General features: G+C 73.0%; 17 protein-coding genes and 1 pseudogene. 6 read left to right on the top strand and 12 right to left on the bottom strand.

The window, feature by feature from the left end; translation table 11 throughout:
- Window position 1: 1 nt before the first annotated feature.
- Window positions 2–343 (bottom strand): annotated as a pseudogene (locus tag BLW32_RS05130) (RNA-binding S4 domain-containing protein); the annotation flags it as partial.
- Window positions 344–345: 2 nt separating this feature from the next.
- Window positions 346–558 (bottom strand): hypothetical protein, encoded by a 213-nt coding sequence (locus BLW32_RS05125; protein WP_068524038.1) that lies wholly within the window; start codon window positions 556–558, stop codon window positions 346–348.
- Between the two features lie 40 nt (window positions 559–598).
- Between BLW32_RS05125 and BLW32_RS05120 the strand changes: the two genes are divergently transcribed.
- From BLW32_RS05120 to BLW32_RS05110, 3 genes are read left to right on the top strand one after another with little or no spacing between them, the layout of a single operon-like run.
- Window positions 599–1,051 carry a SixA phosphatase family protein gene (locus BLW32_RS05120; RefSeq protein WP_068524035.1) on the top strand — a complete coding sequence of 151 codons (453 nt, stop codon included), beginning with the start codon at window positions 599–601 and terminating at the stop codon, window positions 1,049–1,051.
- A 10-nt stretch (window positions 1,052–1,061) separates the two neighbouring features.
- The gene (locus BLW32_RS05115) at window positions 1,062–1,493 is read left to right on the top strand and encodes a SixA phosphatase family protein (protein WP_068740864.1); all 432 of its coding nucleotides are present in this window, start codon (window positions 1,062–1,064) and stop codon (window positions 1,491–1,493) included.
- A 9-nt stretch (window positions 1,494–1,502) separates the two neighbouring features.
- The gene (locus BLW32_RS05110; protein ID WP_068740863.1) at window positions 1,503–3,137 is read left to right on the top strand and encodes a dihydroxyacetone kinase family protein; all 1,635 of its coding nucleotides are present in this window, start codon (window positions 1,503–1,505) and stop codon (window positions 3,135–3,137) included.
- Between the two features lie 15 nt (window positions 3,138–3,152).
- Here the strand turns inward: BLW32_RS05110 and mftG are convergent, their stop codons facing one another.
- The 7 genes from mftG to mftA are packed head-to-tail and all read right to left on the bottom strand — an operon-like array spanning window position 3,153 to window position 9,467.
- Window positions 3,153–4,424: a mycofactocin system GMC family oxidoreductase MftG gene (mftG, locus tag BLW32_RS05105; protein ID WP_068740862.1), complete on the bottom strand. Its 1,272-nt coding sequence runs from the start codon at window positions 4,422–4,424 to the stop codon at window positions 3,153–3,155.
- A gap of 1 nt (window position 4,425) precedes the next feature.
- Window positions 4,426–5,838 carry a mycofactocin biosynthesis glycosyltransferase MftF gene (gene mftF / locus BLW32_RS05100; RefSeq protein WP_068740861.1) on the bottom strand — a complete coding sequence of 471 codons (1,413 nt, stop codon included), beginning with the start codon at window positions 5,836–5,838 and terminating at the stop codon, window positions 4,426–4,428.
- Window positions 5,835–6,551 (bottom strand): mycofactocin biosynthesis peptidyl-dipeptidase MftE, encoded by a 717-nt coding sequence (mftE, locus tag BLW32_RS05095; RefSeq protein WP_068740860.1) that lies wholly within the window; start codon window positions 6,549–6,551, stop codon window positions 5,835–5,837. The genes mftF and mftE overlap by 4 nt, the downstream gene beginning before the upstream one ends.
- A 1-nt stretch (window position 6,552) precedes the next feature.
- Window positions 6,553–7,770, bottom strand: a complete 1,218-nt coding sequence (gene mftD / locus BLW32_RS05090; protein ID WP_068740859.1) for a pre-mycofactocin synthase MftD — start codon at window positions 7,768–7,770, stop codon at window positions 6,553–6,555.
- 19 nt (window positions 7,771–7,789) lie between these two features.
- A complete protein-coding gene (gene mftC / locus BLW32_RS05085) occupies window positions 7,790–9,028 on the bottom strand; it encodes a mycofactocin radical SAM maturase (RefSeq protein WP_068740858.1) in 1,239 nt (412 codons plus the stop codon).
- Between the two features lie 5 nt (window positions 9,029–9,033).
- A complete protein-coding gene (gene mftB / locus BLW32_RS05080) occupies window positions 9,034–9,375 on the bottom strand; it encodes a mycofactocin biosynthesis chaperone MftB (RefSeq protein ID WP_068524019.1) in 342 nt (113 codons plus the stop codon).
- On the bottom strand, window positions 9,375–9,467 hold the full coding sequence (gene mftA, locus BLW32_RS05075; protein WP_114515824.1) for a mycofactocin precursor MftA: 93 nt from the start codon (window positions 9,465–9,467) through the stop codon (window positions 9,375–9,377). Before mftA ends, mftB begins: the two co-directional genes overlap by 1 nt.
- 152 nt (window positions 9,468–9,619) lie before the next feature.
- Between mftA and mftR the strand changes: the two genes are divergently transcribed.
- Window positions 9,620–10,246 carry a mycofactocin system transcriptional regulator MftR gene (gene mftR, locus BLW32_RS05070; protein ID WP_068740857.1) on the top strand — a complete coding sequence of 209 codons (627 nt, stop codon included), beginning with the start codon at window positions 9,620–9,622 and terminating at the stop codon, window positions 10,244–10,246.
- Here the strand turns inward: mftR and BLW32_RS05065 are convergent, their stop codons facing one another.
- Window positions 10,247–11,182, bottom strand: a complete 936-nt coding sequence (locus BLW32_RS05065) for an alpha/beta hydrolase (protein ID WP_068524014.1) — start codon at window positions 11,180–11,182, stop codon at window positions 10,247–10,249.
- Between the two features lie 132 nt (window positions 11,183–11,314).
- Between BLW32_RS05065 and BLW32_RS05060 the strand changes: the two genes are divergently transcribed.
- The gene (locus tag BLW32_RS05060; RefSeq protein WP_068740856.1) at window positions 11,315–12,160 is read left to right on the top strand and encodes a helix-turn-helix domain-containing protein; all 846 of its coding nucleotides are present in this window, start codon (window positions 11,315–11,317) and stop codon (window positions 12,158–12,160) included.
- Window positions 12,161–12,166: 6 nt separating this feature from the next.
- On the opposite strand, the gene BLW32_RS05055 is transcribed toward BLW32_RS05060, so the two are convergent.
- Window positions 12,167–13,030, bottom strand: coding sequence for an SDR family oxidoreductase (locus tag BLW32_RS05055; RefSeq protein ID WP_068740855.1), 864 nt, complete (start codon window positions 13,028–13,030; stop codon window positions 12,167–12,169).
- Between the two features lie 124 nt (window positions 13,031–13,154).
- Window positions 13,155–14,429, bottom strand: a complete 1,275-nt coding sequence (locus BLW32_RS05050) for a PucR family transcriptional regulator (RefSeq protein ID WP_068524010.1) — start codon at window positions 14,427–14,429, stop codon at window positions 13,155–13,157.
- 177 nt (window positions 14,430–14,606) lie between these two features.
- On the opposite strand from BLW32_RS05050, the gene BLW32_RS05045 reads away from it, so the two are divergent.
- On the top strand, window positions 14,607–16,070 hold the full coding sequence (locus tag BLW32_RS05045; RefSeq protein WP_068740854.1) for a class I adenylate-forming enzyme family protein: 1,464 nt from the start codon (window positions 14,607–14,609) through the stop codon (window positions 16,068–16,070).
- Window positions 16,071–16,094 lie beyond the last annotated feature (24 nt).

Raw genomic sequence — 16,094 nt, 5'->3', positions numbered from 1 at the left:
GCAGCCGGTCGGTCTCGCGTCGCTCGCGTTTGGTCGGGCGCCCCGCGCCGCGGTCGCGCTGCGGCATGGACAGCACGATCTCCCGCGGCGGGGGCGGCGGGCTGTTGTCGATGTAACAGGTGGCGGCGATCGGGGCGCCGACCCGCTTCGGGATGAGCGTGGCGACCTCGACGATCCGCTCCCGGCCTGCCAGGCGCAGCCGCACCTCGTCACCCACCACGATGTGCTGGGCGGGCTTGACGGTGGCTCCGTTCACCCGCACGTGCCCGCCGCGGCACGCCGTCGCGGCGGCCGACCGGGTCTTGGTCAGCCGCACCGCCCACAACCAGGCGTCGACCCGCACGGCTACCGCGCGCGGAGCAGCCGCGACAGTCCGACGGCGCCGAGCACGCCGAACGCCACCAGCAGCAGCAGGCCGAGGCCCGCGCCACCGATGAACCAGCCGACCGCGACGACCACCAGCGCGGGGGCGGCCATGGCGGCGACCATCCCCGGGTGCTGCTTCACGACGTCCAGCGCGGCCTTCTTGCGCGCGGGATCGAGCTCTTTTCCTGCCATGTCACCAATGTACGCATTCCCGGCAGGGCAAGATCGGGGCATGACGGTGCTGGCGCTCATGCGACACGGCGAGTCGGGCATGTCGATCCCCGACGAGGCCCGCCCGATCAGCGCGAACGGCCGGGATCAGGCCCGACGGTCCGCGGCCTGGCTCGCCGAGCAGGGGCTCGCGCCGGGGCACGCGCTCGTCTCGTCGGCGCGACGCACCGTCGAGACCTTCCACGCGATGGAGCTGCGCTGCCCGATGACGGCGACCGAGGAGCTCTACGAGTGCCCCGGCCGCCGTGTTCTGGACGAGATCAACGGCGTGCCGGGCGACGTCGACGTGCTGCTGGTGGTGGCGCACTTCCCCGGCCTGCCGGAGGCGGCGGCGCAACTCGATCCGGGCGCCGAGCTCCCCGGCTTCGCGCCCGGCACCGTCGTGCTGCTGGAGCTCGACGACGGTCCGGCGGCGCCCGGTTCGGGCCGGATGCTGGCCTGGTTCACCCCGTAGGATGTCCGATATGGACACCCTGATCCTGCTGCGGCACGGAAAGTCCGCGTACCCCGACAAGGTCAAGGATCACGATCGCCCGCTGGCGCCGCGCGGCGTCCGGCAGGCCGGGCTCGCCGGGAAGGCGATCCGCCGCTTCGGTCACGACGTGGACCTGGTGCTTTGCTCGACGGCCGAGCGCGCGCAGGCGACGCTGGCGCAGGCCGCCGTCGACGCGCCCGTCCGGCACCTCCCCGCGCTGTACGGCGCGACGGGCACGGAGATCCTGAAGATCGTCGAGGCGGAGCGGGGCGACGCGGCGACGGTGCTGGTCGTGGGCCACGACCCCGGGCTCGCCGAGGCGGCGCAGATCCTCGACCCCACCTTCACCTTCGCCAAGTTCCCCACCTCGGCGTTCACGGTCATCCGGGAAGGCCACGCGGAGTTGCACATCCCTCGCTAACGTGAAGTCGTGACTCATCGCGCGCGCTTCGAGAACTCCGCAGGTTCCCTCTTCACCGACGGGCTGCGGGGCGTCCTCGCCGCGCACCCCGACGCGGCCTGGCACGACGCGGGTTTCGTCGCCCGCCGCACGCCCCGCTCCTCCGGCGTCGCCGTGGTCTCGGGCGGCGGCTCCGGGCACGAGCCGATGCACGTCGGGCTGATCGGCGCGGGCCTCCTCGACGCCGCCTGCCCGGGCCTGATCTTCACCTCCCCCAACGCCGTGCAGGTCGCCGCGGCGACCCGCGCCGTGGACACGGGCGCCGGCGTCGTGCACGTGGTGAAGAACTACACCGGCGACGTGATGAACTTCGCCGTCGCCCGGCGCCTCGTGGGCGCCCCCGACGGCGACGCCCCGGCCGTCTCCACCGAGTTCGTGCTGGTCGACGACGACGTCGCCACCGAGGACACCTCCGGTCCCGGCCGCCGCGGCACCGCCGCCACCGTCGTGGTGGAGAAGATCTGCGGTGCGGCGGCGGACCGGGGGCTGCCGCTGGCGGACGTCGCGGCGGTCGGCCGCCGTACCGCGGCCCGGGCCCGGTCGATGGCCGTCTCGTTCTCGGCGTGCAACGTGCCCGGCGCCGACGCTCCCTCCTTCGACCTGCCCGACGGGCAGATGGCCTTCGGCGTCGGCATCCACGGCGAGCGCGCCCGCGACGAGCGGTCCGCGACCGCCGCCGAGGAGATCGTCACCGACCTGCTGGCGCGGATCCTGCCGGGCACCGGCCTCGGCTCCGGCGACCGGGCGCTGGTGGTCGTCAACAACCTCGGCGCCGTCACCGACCTCGAGACCGGCGTGCTCTTCGCCGAGGCCGTCAAGCAGCTGGCCGAGCGCGGGATCGAGGTCGCACGCTCACTGGTCGGCCGCTTCGTCACGGCGCTCGACATGGCCGGCGCCTCGCTCACGGTGGTCCCGCTGGACGACGAGCTCATCGCGCTGTGGGACGCGCCGACGGCCGCCCCGGGCTGGCCGCACGCGGCGACGGCACCGTCGAACCTGGACCCGCTCGCACACGCCCGGCCGGACGACTCGGCCGACATCGGCGAGCCGAACGCCTGGCTCTCGGACTTCGTCGGCCGCGTGCAGCGCTCGGTGGACGAGCTGACGGAGCTGGACCGCAAGGCCGGGGACGGCGACTTCGGCACCAACATGGAGGCCGCGCTCGCCCACTTCCCCCTGCCGCTACGCGGCACCGACGGCGAGGTCCTCGAGGCCATGGCGACCTCCTACCTGGTGCGGGCGGGCGGCACCTCCGGCGCCGTCTTCGGGACCTTCTTCACCGAGCTCGGGCGGGCCCTGCAAGCCGACGGCGCCGCCTTCGGCCGCGGGGTGCGGGCCGGGCTCGACGCCGTGGTCGAGCTGGGCGGCGCGCGGGTGGGCGACAAGACCGTGGTGGACGCGATCTCCCCCGCCGCCGACGTGCTCGACGCCGGGGGCTCGCTCGCGGACGCGGCCGCCGCGGCGGCGCAGGGCGTGGCTGCGACCGCAGACAGCACCGCCTCGCGCGGGCGGGCCAGCTACCTGGGCGACGCCGTCATCGGCGTGCCGGATCCCGGTGCGCTGGTGATGTCCTGGCTGTTCGAGGCCGCGGCGGCCGGCCGGTAGCTCCCCCGCTCCGGATCATTCGGCGCGGATCGTCTCGGCGATCAGCGACGCCGCGGCGAGGATGCTCGCGTGCGGGCCGCTCCGCAGGAGCGCCGGGAGCACCGAGCCGTCGACGACCCGCACGCCGTCGAGCCCGTCGACCCGCCCGCCGGCATCGGTGCGCTCCCCGAGGGGGAGCGTGCCCCACGTGTGCGAGGACATGCCGATCACGGGGTCGACGGCGATCGACCCGGGTTCCACGAGATCGGCGAACGCGGGAGAGCGCAGCATGGCCACGACGTCGTCGACGCCGAGCGCCAGACGCGTCCTGGACTCCTCGTCGGGCTCGCCGAGGTCGAGGGCCCCGTTCGCCGCGAGGACGCCCCGCGTCGGCCGGCTCATGTCGGCGACCCCGATCGGCACCCCGCGTCGCTCCACACCCGGGATGTAGGACGCGAAGTCGTCCGAATAACAGCGGAATTCGAGCCCGTCGTCGGTGTGCAGCACGGCCTGCAGGAGCGGGACCGGCGACAACGGGGTGCGCGGCGCGAAGCGGACGACGCGTTCCGGGTGCTCCAGCGTGGTCAGTGGTCCCGTCCACGGCGCGAGCAGCGCGCCCGATCCCAGCGTGCCCGCCGCGAGGATGATCTCGGGGGCGTCGATCCGTCCCGCCGTCGTGTGCACGCCCACGATCGCGCCCCGGGCTTCGATCAGTGCGGTCGCGGTGGCGCGGAGGAGGGTGGTGCCGTCGGCGCGGGGCGGGAAGGCGTCGGCCACGGTCCAGCGCGCGCCGGCCCGCCGGTTGGATCGGACGCGATGGAGTCCCGCACCCGCCCACGGCGCGGTGCGCGCCGAGTCGATCCCGCTTGTACGCCAATGGGACTCGAATCCAGCCGACACCGGCCCCAGTTCGGCGTCCCGGCACGCCGAGACCCGCATGGTGCCGCCGCCGGCGGCTCCGCCGTCCAGGCGGTCGAACGTCGCGGCGATCCGCTCGTGCGGCCACGGCCAGTCGGCGTAGTCGTCCCGGTGACCGCGGAGGAAGTAGCCCCCGTTGACGGCGGCCGAGCCGCCCAGTCCCCTACCCCGCACCACGTCTCGGCCGCGGGCCTCGGCGTACCGGCGGGCGCGGTCGCCGCCGAGAGGCAGGGTGGTGAGGCGCCGCGTCGCGGCGGAGGGAGCGGCGAGGGGGCCTCCCTCCAGGAGCACGACGTCCCGGTCGTGGCTCAGGGCGTGCGCGACCGCGAGGCCGGCGCTGCCCGCGCCGACCACGACCGCGTCCGCGGTGCGCCGCGCGCCGCCCGCCATGTCAGCGGGTGATCCTGGGCCGCAGGGCCCCGAGGTCGCGACGCGCCAGGGCGCCCTGCCAGACGCCGAGGCCGTACGCGAGGTCGTCGAGGCGGTGCAGCACGGCCCACGTCACCGGGTCCGGGTGCGGCGCCGACGGTTCCCGGTGCACCGCCGCCGCCCACGTCACGACGGGTTCCACCGCGGCCGCGATCACCACTCGGCGCCGGACGCGGCGCGAGAGCAGCGCCGCCGCCGCGGTCGCCGGCCAGTAGTGCCGGAGCAGCGCCGCGAGGCCCTGGTGCACGCCGAACCAGGCTGCGCGGGCGACGATCCGGGCCGCGACCGCGTCGGCGCCGGGCACCTGGCCCAGGCGGCCGCGCAGCCGCGCGAACATCCAGGCGTAGGTCGCCACCGCGCCGGCGGCCCCGGCGCGCGTCCCGGAGAGGACGCCCGCGGCGGCGAGCGCCGAGGGGATCGAGGTGACCACGGGCGCGGCGTGCGGTCCGTGCCGATGGGCCAGTTCGGCCGCACCGGTGCCGTAGAAGCGGCGGCGGTTCAGCAGCGCTCGCGCGGTGGTCCGGTGGTCGTGCCCCACGCGCGCGGCGGGCTCGTAGCGCACCGTCCATCCGGCGTCGGCGAGGCGCCAGCACAGGTCGACGTCCTCGGCGACGCGCAGGTCGGGATCGAACCCGCCGACGGCCTCGAAGGCGCCACGCCGCACCAGCATCGCCGCCGACGGCACGTAGGCCACGGGGTTCCCCGGCTGCGCGGCGCCGGGCCGCGGGCCCAGGTCGAGGCTCGAATGCAGGCCCGCGTACCGCGCGACGGGCCGCGTCCACGGCGCGTCCTCGAGGCCGACGATGCGGGGCGCGGCGACCGCCACCGTCGGGTCGGCGAACCGCGCGCGGAGCACGTCGGCCCAGCCAGGCCGGGGCACGGTGTCCGCATCGAGGAAGGCGACGAGGCCGGTGTCCGCGAGCGCGGCTCCGCGGTTGCGGGCGTGGGCCGGTCCGCGGTTCTCCGGCAGGCGCAGCAGCCGCACCGCGGGGTCGTCGGGCACGCGGATCGGGACCGCGGAGCCGTCGTCGACGACCACGACCGGCAGGCCGCGCACCGCCCGCAGCAGGCGGTCGACCCCGGCCTGGTCGTCGCGGACGGGTACCACGACGGTGATGTCGCCGGTTCCGTTCTGCGCCGCGGGGACCGGCGCCGCGACGCCGGAATCCAGCAGCCGCCGGGCGAGCCCCGCGGTCGCGGCGTCGTCGACGGTGACGGTGCCGGCGCGGTCGATGAGATCCACGGCGGCCGGCGACAGGGTGAGCAGTCGCATCGGGGAGCCGCCGAGCAGGTGTCGCGGGCCGGGCCGCAGGCACGCCGGGTCGAGCCGGACGGTGAATCCCCGCGGCAGGACGGCGGATTCGGGCGCGGTCATCGCAGCCGCCCGTCGTCGTCGACGGCCCACCGGCCGAGCGCGCCCACGAGGCGGTCGACGGCACCGTCGAGCAGCGCCGCGCCGCGCTCGGCGGTGGCCGTGGTCGGATCGCCGAGGACGCCGGTCGGCGCGACCGCGGCCACGCCCTCGGCGCGAAGCCGGTCGAGGAGCGCGCCGATCGGTGCCGTCTCCCCCGGCGCGAGCCGGTCCTCGCGCACCGCCTCCGGGTCCTCGGCGAGCAGCACGGACGTCTCGGTCTCCCCCGCGTGGGCGTCGCCGCCCGGGAAGACGCACGGGAACCAGGCGGCGTCGCGGCCCTCGGAGCGGAGCAGTGCCACCGCGGCGCGCAGGGCGTCGAGGTTGCCGCCGTGCCCGTTGACGAGGGCGATCCGCGCCGCCCACCGGGATGCGCTGCGCCCCACCTCCACCAGCACCCGTTCCAGCGCGGCCGTGCCGATCGAGATCGTCCCCGGGAAGGCCTCGTGCTCGCCGGAGGCGCCGTAGGGCAGCGCCGGGGCGAGGACGACGGCACCGTCGGCGCCGGGCGCGGTGGCGCACCGCTCGACGGCTCGGCGCGCGATCACGGCGGCGACGCGGGTGTCGGTGTCCAGGGGAAGGTGCGGGCCGTGCTGTTCGACGGAGCCGACGGGCACGACCAGCACCGGCCTGGCCGGAGGCACCTCCGGCCAGGTCAGCGCGGCGAGCTCGGTCATCTCACGCGCCGAGGACGCGGTCGAAGCCCTCGGGGATGATCAGGTCGTCCCGGCTGAGCTCGGCGACGTCGCCGCGGCCCAGGCCCATGAGGGTCGAGTCGACGCCCATGCGCAGCAGGTCGAGGACGTTCTCGACGCCCGCCTGCCCGTTGGCGGCGAGGCCCCAGAGGTAGGCGCGGCCGATCATGACGGCCTTCGCGCCGAGGGCGAGCGCCTTGACCACGTCGCTGCCGCGGCGGATGCCGCCGTCGAGCAGGACGTCGAGGTCGGCGCCCACGGCGTCGGCGATGGGGCCGAGCGCGCGGATCGAGGCGGGCGTGCCGTCGAGGTTGTTGCCGCCGTGGTTGGAGACGGAGATGGCGGTGGCGCCGATCTCGACGGCGCGGCGCGCGTCGTCGAGGCGGGTGATGCCCTTGACCATGAACTCGCCGCCCCACTGCTCACGGAGCCACTGCAGGTCCTCCCAGGTGGGCGGCGGCGTGTTCATCCACTGGCCGTAGGCGCCGAAGAACGTGGGGCCGGTGGCGCCGCGGTCCACGAGGTTGGGCGTGGTGAGGTCGGGAACGATGATGCGGCCGTCGCGGATCCAGTCGAGGGCGTACCGCGGCTTGAGGGCGATCTCGGGGGCGAGGCGTGCGAGGGCCTTGAGGTCCACCTTCTCCGGGATCTCGGGGCTGCCCCAGTCGCGGCCGATGTTGAAGACCCAGTCGGTGGTCACGATGAGGCCCGTGCAGCCGGCGTCCTTGGCGCGCTGTGCGCGGGCGAGGATCTCCTCGCGGCTGCCGAGCCAGTAGATCTGGAAGAAGACCTTGTCGTTGACCGCGGTCACCTCCTCCACCGGCTTGCTGGCGAAGCTCGACAGGCCCATTGCGGTGCCGCGCGCGGCGGCCGCCCGGGCGACGGCCACCTCGCCGTCGGGGTCGACGGCCTGGACGCCCGTCGGGGAGATCATCACCGGGAACGAGAGCTCCTGCCCCATCACCTTGGTGGTGAGGTTGCGCTCGGCCTTCGCGCCGACCACGTGCGGCGCGAAGCCCAGCTCGGTGAAGGCGCGGGTGTTGTCGTCGAGGGTGACGCCGCCCTGCGTGCCGGCGATGAGCGACGAGTAGACGGTGCGGGGCAGGCGTTTCCGCGCGCGGTTCTGCGCCTCGTGCACGGACTCGAACCAGGGGTTGCGCCGCCAGGGGTTGTGCTCGGCGAGTGCGGAGAGTCGGGACATGGTGGTGGTTCCTCGGTTCTCAGGAGCAGCCGGTGGCTGAGCAGCCGGTGGCGGTGGTGGGGGCGAACCCGGCGAGCGGGTTCTCGTCGCAGTCGCGCGACGGCGGCCGGGTCATCAGCGTGAGCGGCACGCCGCGCGAGTGGTCCTTGTTGGCGGTGGGTTTCGTGCGCTCCCCCGCCAGCAGCGATTCGCCGTAGCCCTGCACGCACTCCGGATCCGGCCCGTCCATGGGCAGGCCGGTGAAGAACTTGGCGGCCATGCAGCCGCCGCGGCAGGAGTCGAAGAAGCTGCACTGCGTGCACGCGCCGGCGCTCTGCGGCTCGCGGAGGGAGCGGAACAGCTCGGAGCGCTGCCACACCTCCTGGAAGCCGCCGTCGCCGGTGACGTTGCCCGCCAGGAAGTTCTCGTGAATCGCGAAGGGGCAGGCGTAGACGTCGCCGACCGGATCGATGAGGCAGACGACGCGGCCCGCGCCGCAGAGGTTGAGTCCGGGGAGGGCCCCGGCACTGTCGTTCCCGCCGAACGCGGAGAGGTGGAAGAACGAGTCCCCGGTGAGCACGCCGTCGCCGTGGGCGACGAGCCAGTCGTAGAGCTCGCGTTGCTGCTCGGGCAGGGGGTGCAGGTCGTCCCAGACGTCGGCGCCGCGGCCCGACGGGCGGAGGCGGGTGATGCGCAGGGTGGCGCCGTAGCGGTCGGCGAGGGCCTTGAAATCGTCGAGTTGGGCGACGTTCTGCCGGGTCATGACGACGCTGATCTTGGCGTCGCGGAAGCCCGCTGCGGCGAGGTGCTCGAGGGCCGTGATCGCCATGGCGAAGGAGCCGGGGCCGCGCACGGCGTCGTTGACCTCGGCGGTGGCACCGTCGAGCGAGATCTGCACGTCGACGTAGTCGGAGGCGGCGAGGCGCTGCGCGACCTTCTCATCGATGCGCAGGCCGTTGGTGGAGAACTTCACGCCGACCTGGTGCGCAGTGGCGTAGTCGACGAGCTCCCAGAAGTCGGGGCGCACGGTGGGCTCGCCGCCGCCGATGTTGACGTAGAATACCTGCATGCGCTGCAACTCGTCGATGATCGCCTTGCACTGCTCGGTGCTGAGCTCGCGGGGGTCGCGCTTGCCGGAGCTGGAGAGGCAGTGCACGCACGCGAGGTTGCAGGCGTAGGTGAGCTCCCAGGTCAGGCAGATCGGGGCTTCGAGGCCGCGTTCGAACTGGTCGACGAGGCGGCCGACGGGGGCGGGGCGGGGCCTTTCGAGGGTGGTCATCTCTGTCACTCCTGGTCGGCGGCCGGGACGATCATCCCGGATCGGGCGAGCGCGTCGAGCGCGCTGAGGTACGGGGGGCGGTCGTCGGCGGCGATGCCCGCGGCGTCGAGCGCGGCTGCGGCGCTTCGATGCTCGTGCAGGGACCGCACCACGTCGACGACGACGAGGTTCTTGAGGAACGAGAGCTTCCGGGTGCCGAAGTGGTAGAGCAGCGCGCCGAAGGGCTCGGGGCGGACCGCGACGCGGGGGTTGATCGCCCAGGCGGTGTCGGGGTCGAAGGACACGGTGGGGGCGTCGGCCCCGGCGGCCACAGGGCCGCCGGGAGCCGGCGCGTGCGCGGTCGTCATCAGTACACGCCGCACATGCCGTCGATGGATACTTCCTCCACCAACGATTCCGTCACGAGCTCGTCCTGCGTCGCAGTCTCCTTGTCGGACATGTGAACCAACCTCCTCAGGCTTGCCGTTGTGGTTCCCGTCACACAGTAATGGCACTCAGTGCAAAATCATAGAGATTCGGCGGAATCAGTCCTGACGTACGATCGCGAACAGTCCCCGACCGGCGGGAACGCGCAGAAAGTAGGCAGCGACGATGGCCCCTCGCGGACGTAGCGGACCGCTCGGCGGGCGCCCCTCCGCGACGACGCGCGGCCACCTCAGCGGCATCGCCATCGACCTGTTCATCGAGAACGGATTCGACGAGACGAGCGTCGACGACATCGCGGCCGCGGCGGGGATCGCCCGGCGCACGCTGTTCCGCTACTACCCGTCGAAGAACTCGCTCGCGTGGGGCGAGTTCGACGATCACCTGGACGGGCTGCGCGGGCTCCTGGACGAGGCGGACGGCACCGGCACGCTCGGCACCGAGCTGCGGGACGCGATCGTCGCCTTCAACCAGGTGCCCGAATCCGAGCGCGAGCACCATCGCCGCCGGATGCACCTACTCCTGACCGTGCCCGCGCTGCAGGCGCATTCGATGCTCATGTACGCGGACTGGCGGCAGGTGATCGCCGAGCACGTCGCGCGCCGCCTCGGCCTCTCCCCGGAGAACCACACCCCGCAGACGCTCGCGTGGATGGCTCTCGGCGTCGCGCTCGCCGCCTACGACCAGTGGCTCCGGCGGCCGGAGGCTGATCTCGAGGAACTCCTCCGCAGCGGCTGCGAGCTCCTCATCGCGGCCGCCGACGCACCGGCGGAACGGGTCGAGCCCGGTCCGTGATCAGCCCAGGCGGGCTCGGAAGAACGGTACGAGGTTCTCGAGCGCGACGCCGGTCGGGCCGGGGCGGTCGTAGAGGTCGTAGTGCGAGGCGCCGTCGACCACGACGAGGTGCTTGTCCTTCGACGCGGCGCGGCCGTAGAGCTCCATGCTCAGCCGTTGCGAGGCGAAGGCGCCGGGCTGGTCGCCGATCACGACCATCAGGGGCTGCGTCAGCAGGGTCTCGACACGGTCGTAGGCGTCCCAGTCCGCCAACGCGCCCTGATACGCGAAGTTGAAGCTCGTCTTCCCGCCGGGCGCCTGGCCGCGGTCGGTCTTGTAGTAGGCGGTGGCCTCGAGAACGTCGATGTCGCCGACACCGGCCGCCTTCGCCGTCTCCACCGACGGAGGCAGCAGGTCGTTGATCTGCTCGGCGGCGCCGCGCGCCTGGGCGGTGCGCTGCGCGGCGATCTCCTCGAGCATGCCGATCGGGTCGTACTCGGCGAAGCCCTCCCGCATGAGCCGGCCCACGTTGCTGCCGACGACGGTGCCCAGCGCCTTGATCCGGCGGTCGATCTTCGTCGCCGCCACCGCGTACCCGGCGCCGCCACAGATCGCCAGCACGCCGATGTTGTCGGCGTCGACGTAGGGCAGCGTCACCAGGTGGTCGATGACGAAGCTGAAGTCACTGGTTCGGAAGCCAGGATCCTCCACCGATCGCGGATCGCCGCCGCTGTCGCCCTGGAAGGACGCGTCGAAGGCCGCGACCACGAATCCCGCCGCCGCCAGCGCCGCGCCGTAGACGTTGCCCGAGGTCTGCGCCTTGCAACTGCCGGTCGGATGGGCCGAGACGACCGTCGGGTAGGTCTTCGACTCGTCGAACCCGGGCGGGAAGTGGAGATCGACGGCGATGTCCCACGCCCACCCCTTGGCCGTGACGGTGGTGATGTTCTCTGCCATGACGTTTCCTCTCGTGTGTGGTGGCTGTGAAAGCCACGTTAGGGAGGGGCGCCGCACCCGGGAAGGACAGGATTCTGCCTAGGAAGAATCTTTCCCAGGCAGACGATGCAGGTCCGGGACTAGCCTGGCGACATGGCTGGATCCACGAGCGCCACACCGCACCTGAAGGAACTCGGCGACTTCCTGCGCACCTGCCGCGGGCGCCTCGCGCCCGCCGACGTCGGCCTCGCGAACACCGGCACGCGCCGCGTCTCCGGGCTGCGGCGGGAGGAAGTGGCGCAGCTCGCGGCGATCAGCACCGACTACTACACGCGCATCGAGCAGGGCCGCCTGAGCCCGACAACGCACGTCCTCGACGCCCTCGTGCGGGCTCTCCGGCTCGACCCGGACCAGGCGGACTACGCGGTCAGCCTCCTCGACCACGCCGCGCAGGCGCCGGCGAAACAGACCAGGCGCCGCCCGTCGCGCGTCCGACCGCAGGTCCTGCGGCTGCTCGACCAGCTCTCCGAGACCCCCTCGCTCGTGCTCGGGCCACGCACCGACATCCTGGCGTGGAACCCACTGGCCGCCAAGGTCTACGCGGACTTCGACACGATGGATCCCCGCGAGCTCAACTACGTCCGCCTCATCTTCACGAACCCGGCGATGCGCGAGCTCTTCGTGGACTGGCCGTCGGTCGCCCGTTCGTGCGTCGCGATCCTGCGCCGCGAGGCGGCCGCGAACCCGGCCGATCCGGCGCTCTCCGCTCTCGTCGGCGAGCTCACGATCGCCGATCAGCAGTTCGGCCAGTGGTGGGCGATGCGCAACGTCGCGCGGCAGGACTTCGGCACTAAGATCCTCAGCCACCCCGAGGTGGGCGAACTCGTCCTCGACTGGGAGATCTTCCGCTACGCGGGCGCACCCGACCAGCAGCTCGTACTCAACTCCGCAGACGCGGACTCCCCCACCCGCGAGCGCCTGCGCCGCCTCCTCCCCTGACCGCGCTCACGCAGGCGGATCGACGAACAGGTCGTAGTCGATCGGCTCCGCGCCACCGTACGGGCGCAGGTCCGCAACGCCCGCGCCGCGCACCAGCTCGGCGTCGAGGAAGCACCGCCCGGTTACCGAGAGCGGCTGCGCCAGCAGCACCGCCGCGGCGTCGGCCATGATCTGCGGGCTGCGGGCGTGCGCCGTCGCCTCGTCGCCGCCGAGCAGGTTCTGCACCGCGGCCGTGGCGATCGTCGTCTCCGGCCACAGGCAGTTGGCCGCAATTCCGAGATCCGCGAACTCGGCCGCGAATCCCATGGTGAGCAGCGACATCCCGTACTTGCCCAGCATGTACGCCGGGTAGCGTCCCAACCAGTCCGGCGACAGGTTGAGCGGTGGCGACAGCGTGACCACACGGCCCTCCTCGGCGCGCTCCAGGTGCGGCAGGCACGCCTTGGTCAGCGCGAAGGTACCGCGCGTGTTCACCTGTTGCGTGAGGTCGTACCGATTCATGGTGATCTCCGCGGTCGGGATGGTGCTCAGCACGCTCGCGTTGTTGACGCACACGTCGATCCCGCCGAACCGCTCCACGGCGGTGCTCACGAGCCGGGCGATGTTGTCGTCGGAACGCAGGTCGCCGACCACACCGACCGCAGCGCCCTTCCGCCCGGCCGCGGCGTCGATCTCCGCGACCGCGGTGTGGATCGTCCCGGGCAGGCGGGGGTCGGGATCGTCGGTCTTGGCCAACAGCACGACGTTCGCGCCCCGCTCGGCGAGCGCGACCGCGACCGCGAGGCCGATGCCCCGGCTGCCGCCGGACATGACGACGGTGCGGTCGGCGAAGGCCCCCGGGCCCGGATCGGTGATGAGGGTGGCGGACATGGCTTTCCTTCCGTGGCGCGGACTGCTCTGCGGCTCACGGTAGGTCGCGGACGGCCATCGCGACCATGTCCGCTGCGCACCGAACCGGGGCGCGGCTTTGTCGCCCGCGACGAACCGATGCGCCTCAGCGCCAGTTCGGTTCGAGGATCGCGGGGAACCGCCGGCACAGGAGCAACGCGATCTCGACGTCGAGCCTGCCGTCCTCGAGCGGGCGACCGCGTCGCTCGATGGCCTTGCGCACGCGGTACTTCACGGTGTTGGTGTGCAGGTGCAGGACGGGCGCGGCGGCGGTGAAACTGGACCCCGCCTCGAGGAAGACCTGCAGAGAGTGGCGCAGATGGGCGTCCGACTCGGTGGGCTCGGCGAGAGGTCCGAGCACCTCGCGGACCCAGACGTCGGCGGTGGACAGGTCGCCACCGAGCATCGCCGCGATCACCACGCCGGTGTCGTCACTCGCGACCGTCACGCGGTCCTCACCCGCGGCGCGCAGCGCCACCGCCCGGGCGTCCTCGGCGAGCTCGTGCGACCGGACGAAGCCGCCCACACCGCGGCGCGGCGCTCCGATCCCGAGCGACGGGGCGTTGCGGTCCCCGTCCGCCAGGCGACGCAAGGCGGGCACGGCACCGTCGACCGCCGTGGGTGCGAGCGGGATCCAGCCCCAGGCCGTCTGCCGGTCGTGCGCCATGAACAACGGCGAGGAGACGGCGCCCAGGTGCTTCGCCGCGAGGTGCAGGAACCGTTCCATCCCGATGAGCTCGCCCCGCTCCAGCACGGGCTGCGGGTACCACATCACGACGGCGAGGCTGTGTTCACGCAGCGGGTAGCGCAGCGCCGAACTCAGCTCGTCGACGCCGCGGGAATCCTTCGTGCGGGCGAGGATCCGTCGGATCTGCTCGCCGCGGATCCGTTCCCGGCTCTCCCGCCACCGGTCCAGCTCCTGCCGGTACACCTCGACCACCTGCTCGGAGATCCAGTCGATGTACTGCGAGGTGGCGGTGAAGGTCGCCTCGAAGACCGCCAGAGCGGTGTCCGAGTCGAGGCCGCCCGCGCGGACCTCCACGAAGACGAGCCGCAGCAGTTCCTGCTGACCGAGGCGGTACGCGCGGACCAGGGCGTTCGGCGTGACGTCGTGCTGCGCGAGACGGCGCGCGTATTCGAGAGCCGCGACCGGCGCCGTCACGCCGGCCACGTCGATGCCGTGCCGGATGGCGGCGAAGATCGTCGCGATGTTGCCCTCGACGCTGGCGCGCAACAGCTGCACCAACTGGGCATCGCCGCGCAGCTCCGGGATCTGCGCCAGGATCACGTCCCGCACCGCGTCGGTCACCTCGGCGGCGCGGGGCTCCATCCGCACGATCACGGCCGACGCGGCGGAGGACACGCCCTCGGTACCCGACATGACGCCTGAGCGTAGCCACCGCGGTCCGCCCCGGCGGGGCGATCGGCGAAACCCGTCGTTGTTCGTCGGAGACAAAGCAGGGCGAAACCTTGGGTCGCGCGGACGATGTGACGTCGGTCACGCGCGCCTAGATTTCTTCGCATCAGCAGCCGCGTCACGATTCCCGAAAGGCCCCCGATGCACTTCGCCCTCCTCCCCGCACACCGGGCCCGCACGGCACCGTCGGCACCCGCCGTCGCGGACGACCTCCGAAGCCTCGACAACGCCACGTTCGAGCAGGTCATCGCACACGCCTCGGGTACCCTGGCCTGTCGCGGCGTCGGCCCCGGCGACGTGGTCGCGGTGCTGCTGCCGAACACCGCAGATCTGATCGTCACCCTGTTCGCAGCGTGGCGTCTCGGCGCGGCGGTGACGCCGATCAACCCCGCGCTCACGGCCGACGAGGTGCGCTACCAGGTGACCGACGCGGGCTCGTCGGTGTTGGTCACCGACAACGACCGCGGCGACGGTCTCGGCGCTCCGCCGCTTCTCACCCGCGATCTGGGCGAGGCTCGCACCGCCCCCGTCGTCGCCGCGCACGACGACGACCTCGCACTGCTGATCTACACCTCGGGCACCACGGGCCGCCCGAAGGGCGTCCGCCTCGACCACGCCAACCTGAGCGCTCAGTGCGACTCCGTGGTGGCGGCGCTGGGCCTCACGCCGACGGATCACAGCCTGCTCATCCTGCCCCTGTTCCACGCGAACGGGATCATCGCCGGGACCCTCTCGCCGCTCTTGGCGGGCGGCCGGACGACGGTGGCGGGCCGGTTCCGCCCGGAGACCTTCTTCGCGCAGGTCGAGCAGGCGCGGCCCACCTACTTCTCCGCGGTGCCCACGATCTACCAGATGCTCGCGGACCTCCCCGCCGACGTGCGGCCGGACACCTCGTCGATCCGCTTCGGCGTCTGCGGCGCGGCCCCGGCGAGCGTCGAGCTGCTCGCGAAGGTCGAGCAGCGCTTCGGTTTTCCGCTGGTGGAGGGCTACGGCCTCTCTGAGTGCACGTGCGTCGCCACGGTCAATCCGTTCGACGGCGTCCGCAAGCCCGGCACCGTCGGGCCCGCCATTCCGGGCGTCACCGTCGAGGTCCTGGACGCCGACGGCGCCCGGCTGCCGGCCGGGGAGGCGGGCGACGTGGTGATCTCGGGCCCGAACGTGATGCGCGGCTACCTGAACCGCCCCGACGAGACCGCCGCGACGCTCGTCGGCGGCAGGCTCCGGACCGGCGACATCGGATTCCTGGACGAGGACGGCTACCTCACGCTCGTGGACCGGGCCAAGGACATCATCATCCGCGGCGGGGAGAACATCTACCCCAAGGAGATCGAATCGGTGGTCTACCAGCTGCCGGGCGTCGCCGAGGCAGCAGTCGTCGGACGTCCCGACCCGAAATTCGGCGAGGTGCCCGTCCTGTTCGTCGCACTGAGCGAGGGCACGCCCCTCGAACCCGACGAGATCCTCGCGCACGCCGCGCAAAAGCTCGCCAAGTACAAACTGCCCGTGGAGATCACGACTCTCCCGAGCCTCCCCAAGAACGCCGTCGGCAAGCTCGACAAGCCCACCCTGCGCACGCGCACCTCACCCCCGGTCGCCGTGTCCTAGCCATCACCCCACGCATCACCCGAA

Source organism: Tsukamurella tyrosinosolvens, assembly GCF_900104775.1.
Classification (GTDB): Bacteria; Actinomycetota; Actinomycetes; order Mycobacteriales; family Mycobacteriaceae; genus Tsukamurella; species Tsukamurella tyrosinosolvens.
This window is presented reverse-complemented; position numbering and strand designations above follow the sequence as displayed.

Bases quoted from the DNA above. Each gene is read 5' to 3' on its own strand.
- BLW32_RS05050 (WP_068524010.1), bottom strand. From the start codon at position 14,429: ATGTCGGGTACCGAGGGCGTGTCCTCCGCCGCGTCGGCCGTGATCGTG.
- BLW32_RS05060 (WP_068740856.1), top strand. From the start codon at position 11,315: ATGGCTGGATCCACGAGCGCCACACCGCACCTGAAGGAACTCGGCGAC.
- BLW32_RS05045 (WP_068740854.1), top strand. From the start codon at position 14,607: ATGCACTTCGCCCTCCTCCCCGCACACCGGGCCCGCACGGCACCGTCG.
- BLW32_RS05115 (WP_068740864.1), top strand. From the start codon at position 1,062: ATGGACACCCTGATCCTGCTGCGGCACGGAAAGTCCGCGTACCCCGAC.
- mftA (WP_114515824.1), bottom strand. From the start codon at position 9,467: ATGTCCGACAAGGAGACTGCGACGCAGGACGAGCTCGTGACGGAATCG.
- mftG (WP_068740862.1), bottom strand. From the start codon at position 4,424: ATGGCGGGCGGCGCGCGGCGCACCGCGGACGCGGTCGTGGTCGGCGCG.
- mftB (WP_068524019.1), bottom strand. From the start codon at position 9,375: ATGACGACCGCGCACGCGCCGGCTCCCGGCGGCCCTGTGGCCGCCGGG.
- BLW32_RS05065 (WP_068524014.1), bottom strand. From the start codon at position 11,182: ATGGCAGAGAACATCACCACCGTCACGGCCAAGGGGTGGGCGTGGGAC.
- mftR (WP_068740857.1), top strand. From the start codon at position 9,620: ATGGCCCCTCGCGGACGTAGCGGACCGCTCGGCGGGCGCCCCTCCGCG.
- BLW32_RS05055 (WP_068740855.1), bottom strand. From the start codon at position 13,030: ATGTCCGCCACCCTCATCACCGATCCGGGCCCGGGGGCCTTCGCCGAC.
- mftC (WP_068740858.1), bottom strand. From the start codon at position 9,028: ATGACCACCCTCGAAAGGCCCCGCCCCGCCCCCGTCGGCCGCCTCGTC.
- BLW32_RS05125 (WP_068524038.1), bottom strand. From the start codon at position 558: ATGGCAGGAAAAGAGCTCGATCCCGCGCGCAAGAAGGCCGCGCTGGAC.
- mftF (WP_068740861.1), bottom strand. From the start codon at position 5,838: ATGACCGCGCCCGAATCCGCCGTCCTGCCGCGGGGATTCACCGTCCGG.
- mftE (WP_068740860.1), bottom strand. From the start codon at position 6,551: ATGACCGAGCTCGCCGCGCTGACCTGGCCGGAGGTGCCTCCGGCCAGG.
- BLW32_RS05120 (WP_068524035.1), top strand. From the start codon at position 599: ATGACGGTGCTGGCGCTCATGCGACACGGCGAGTCGGGCATGTCGATC.
- mftD (WP_068740859.1), bottom strand. From the start codon at position 7,770: ATGTCCCGACTCTCCGCACTCGCCGAGCACAACCCCTGGCGGCGCAAC.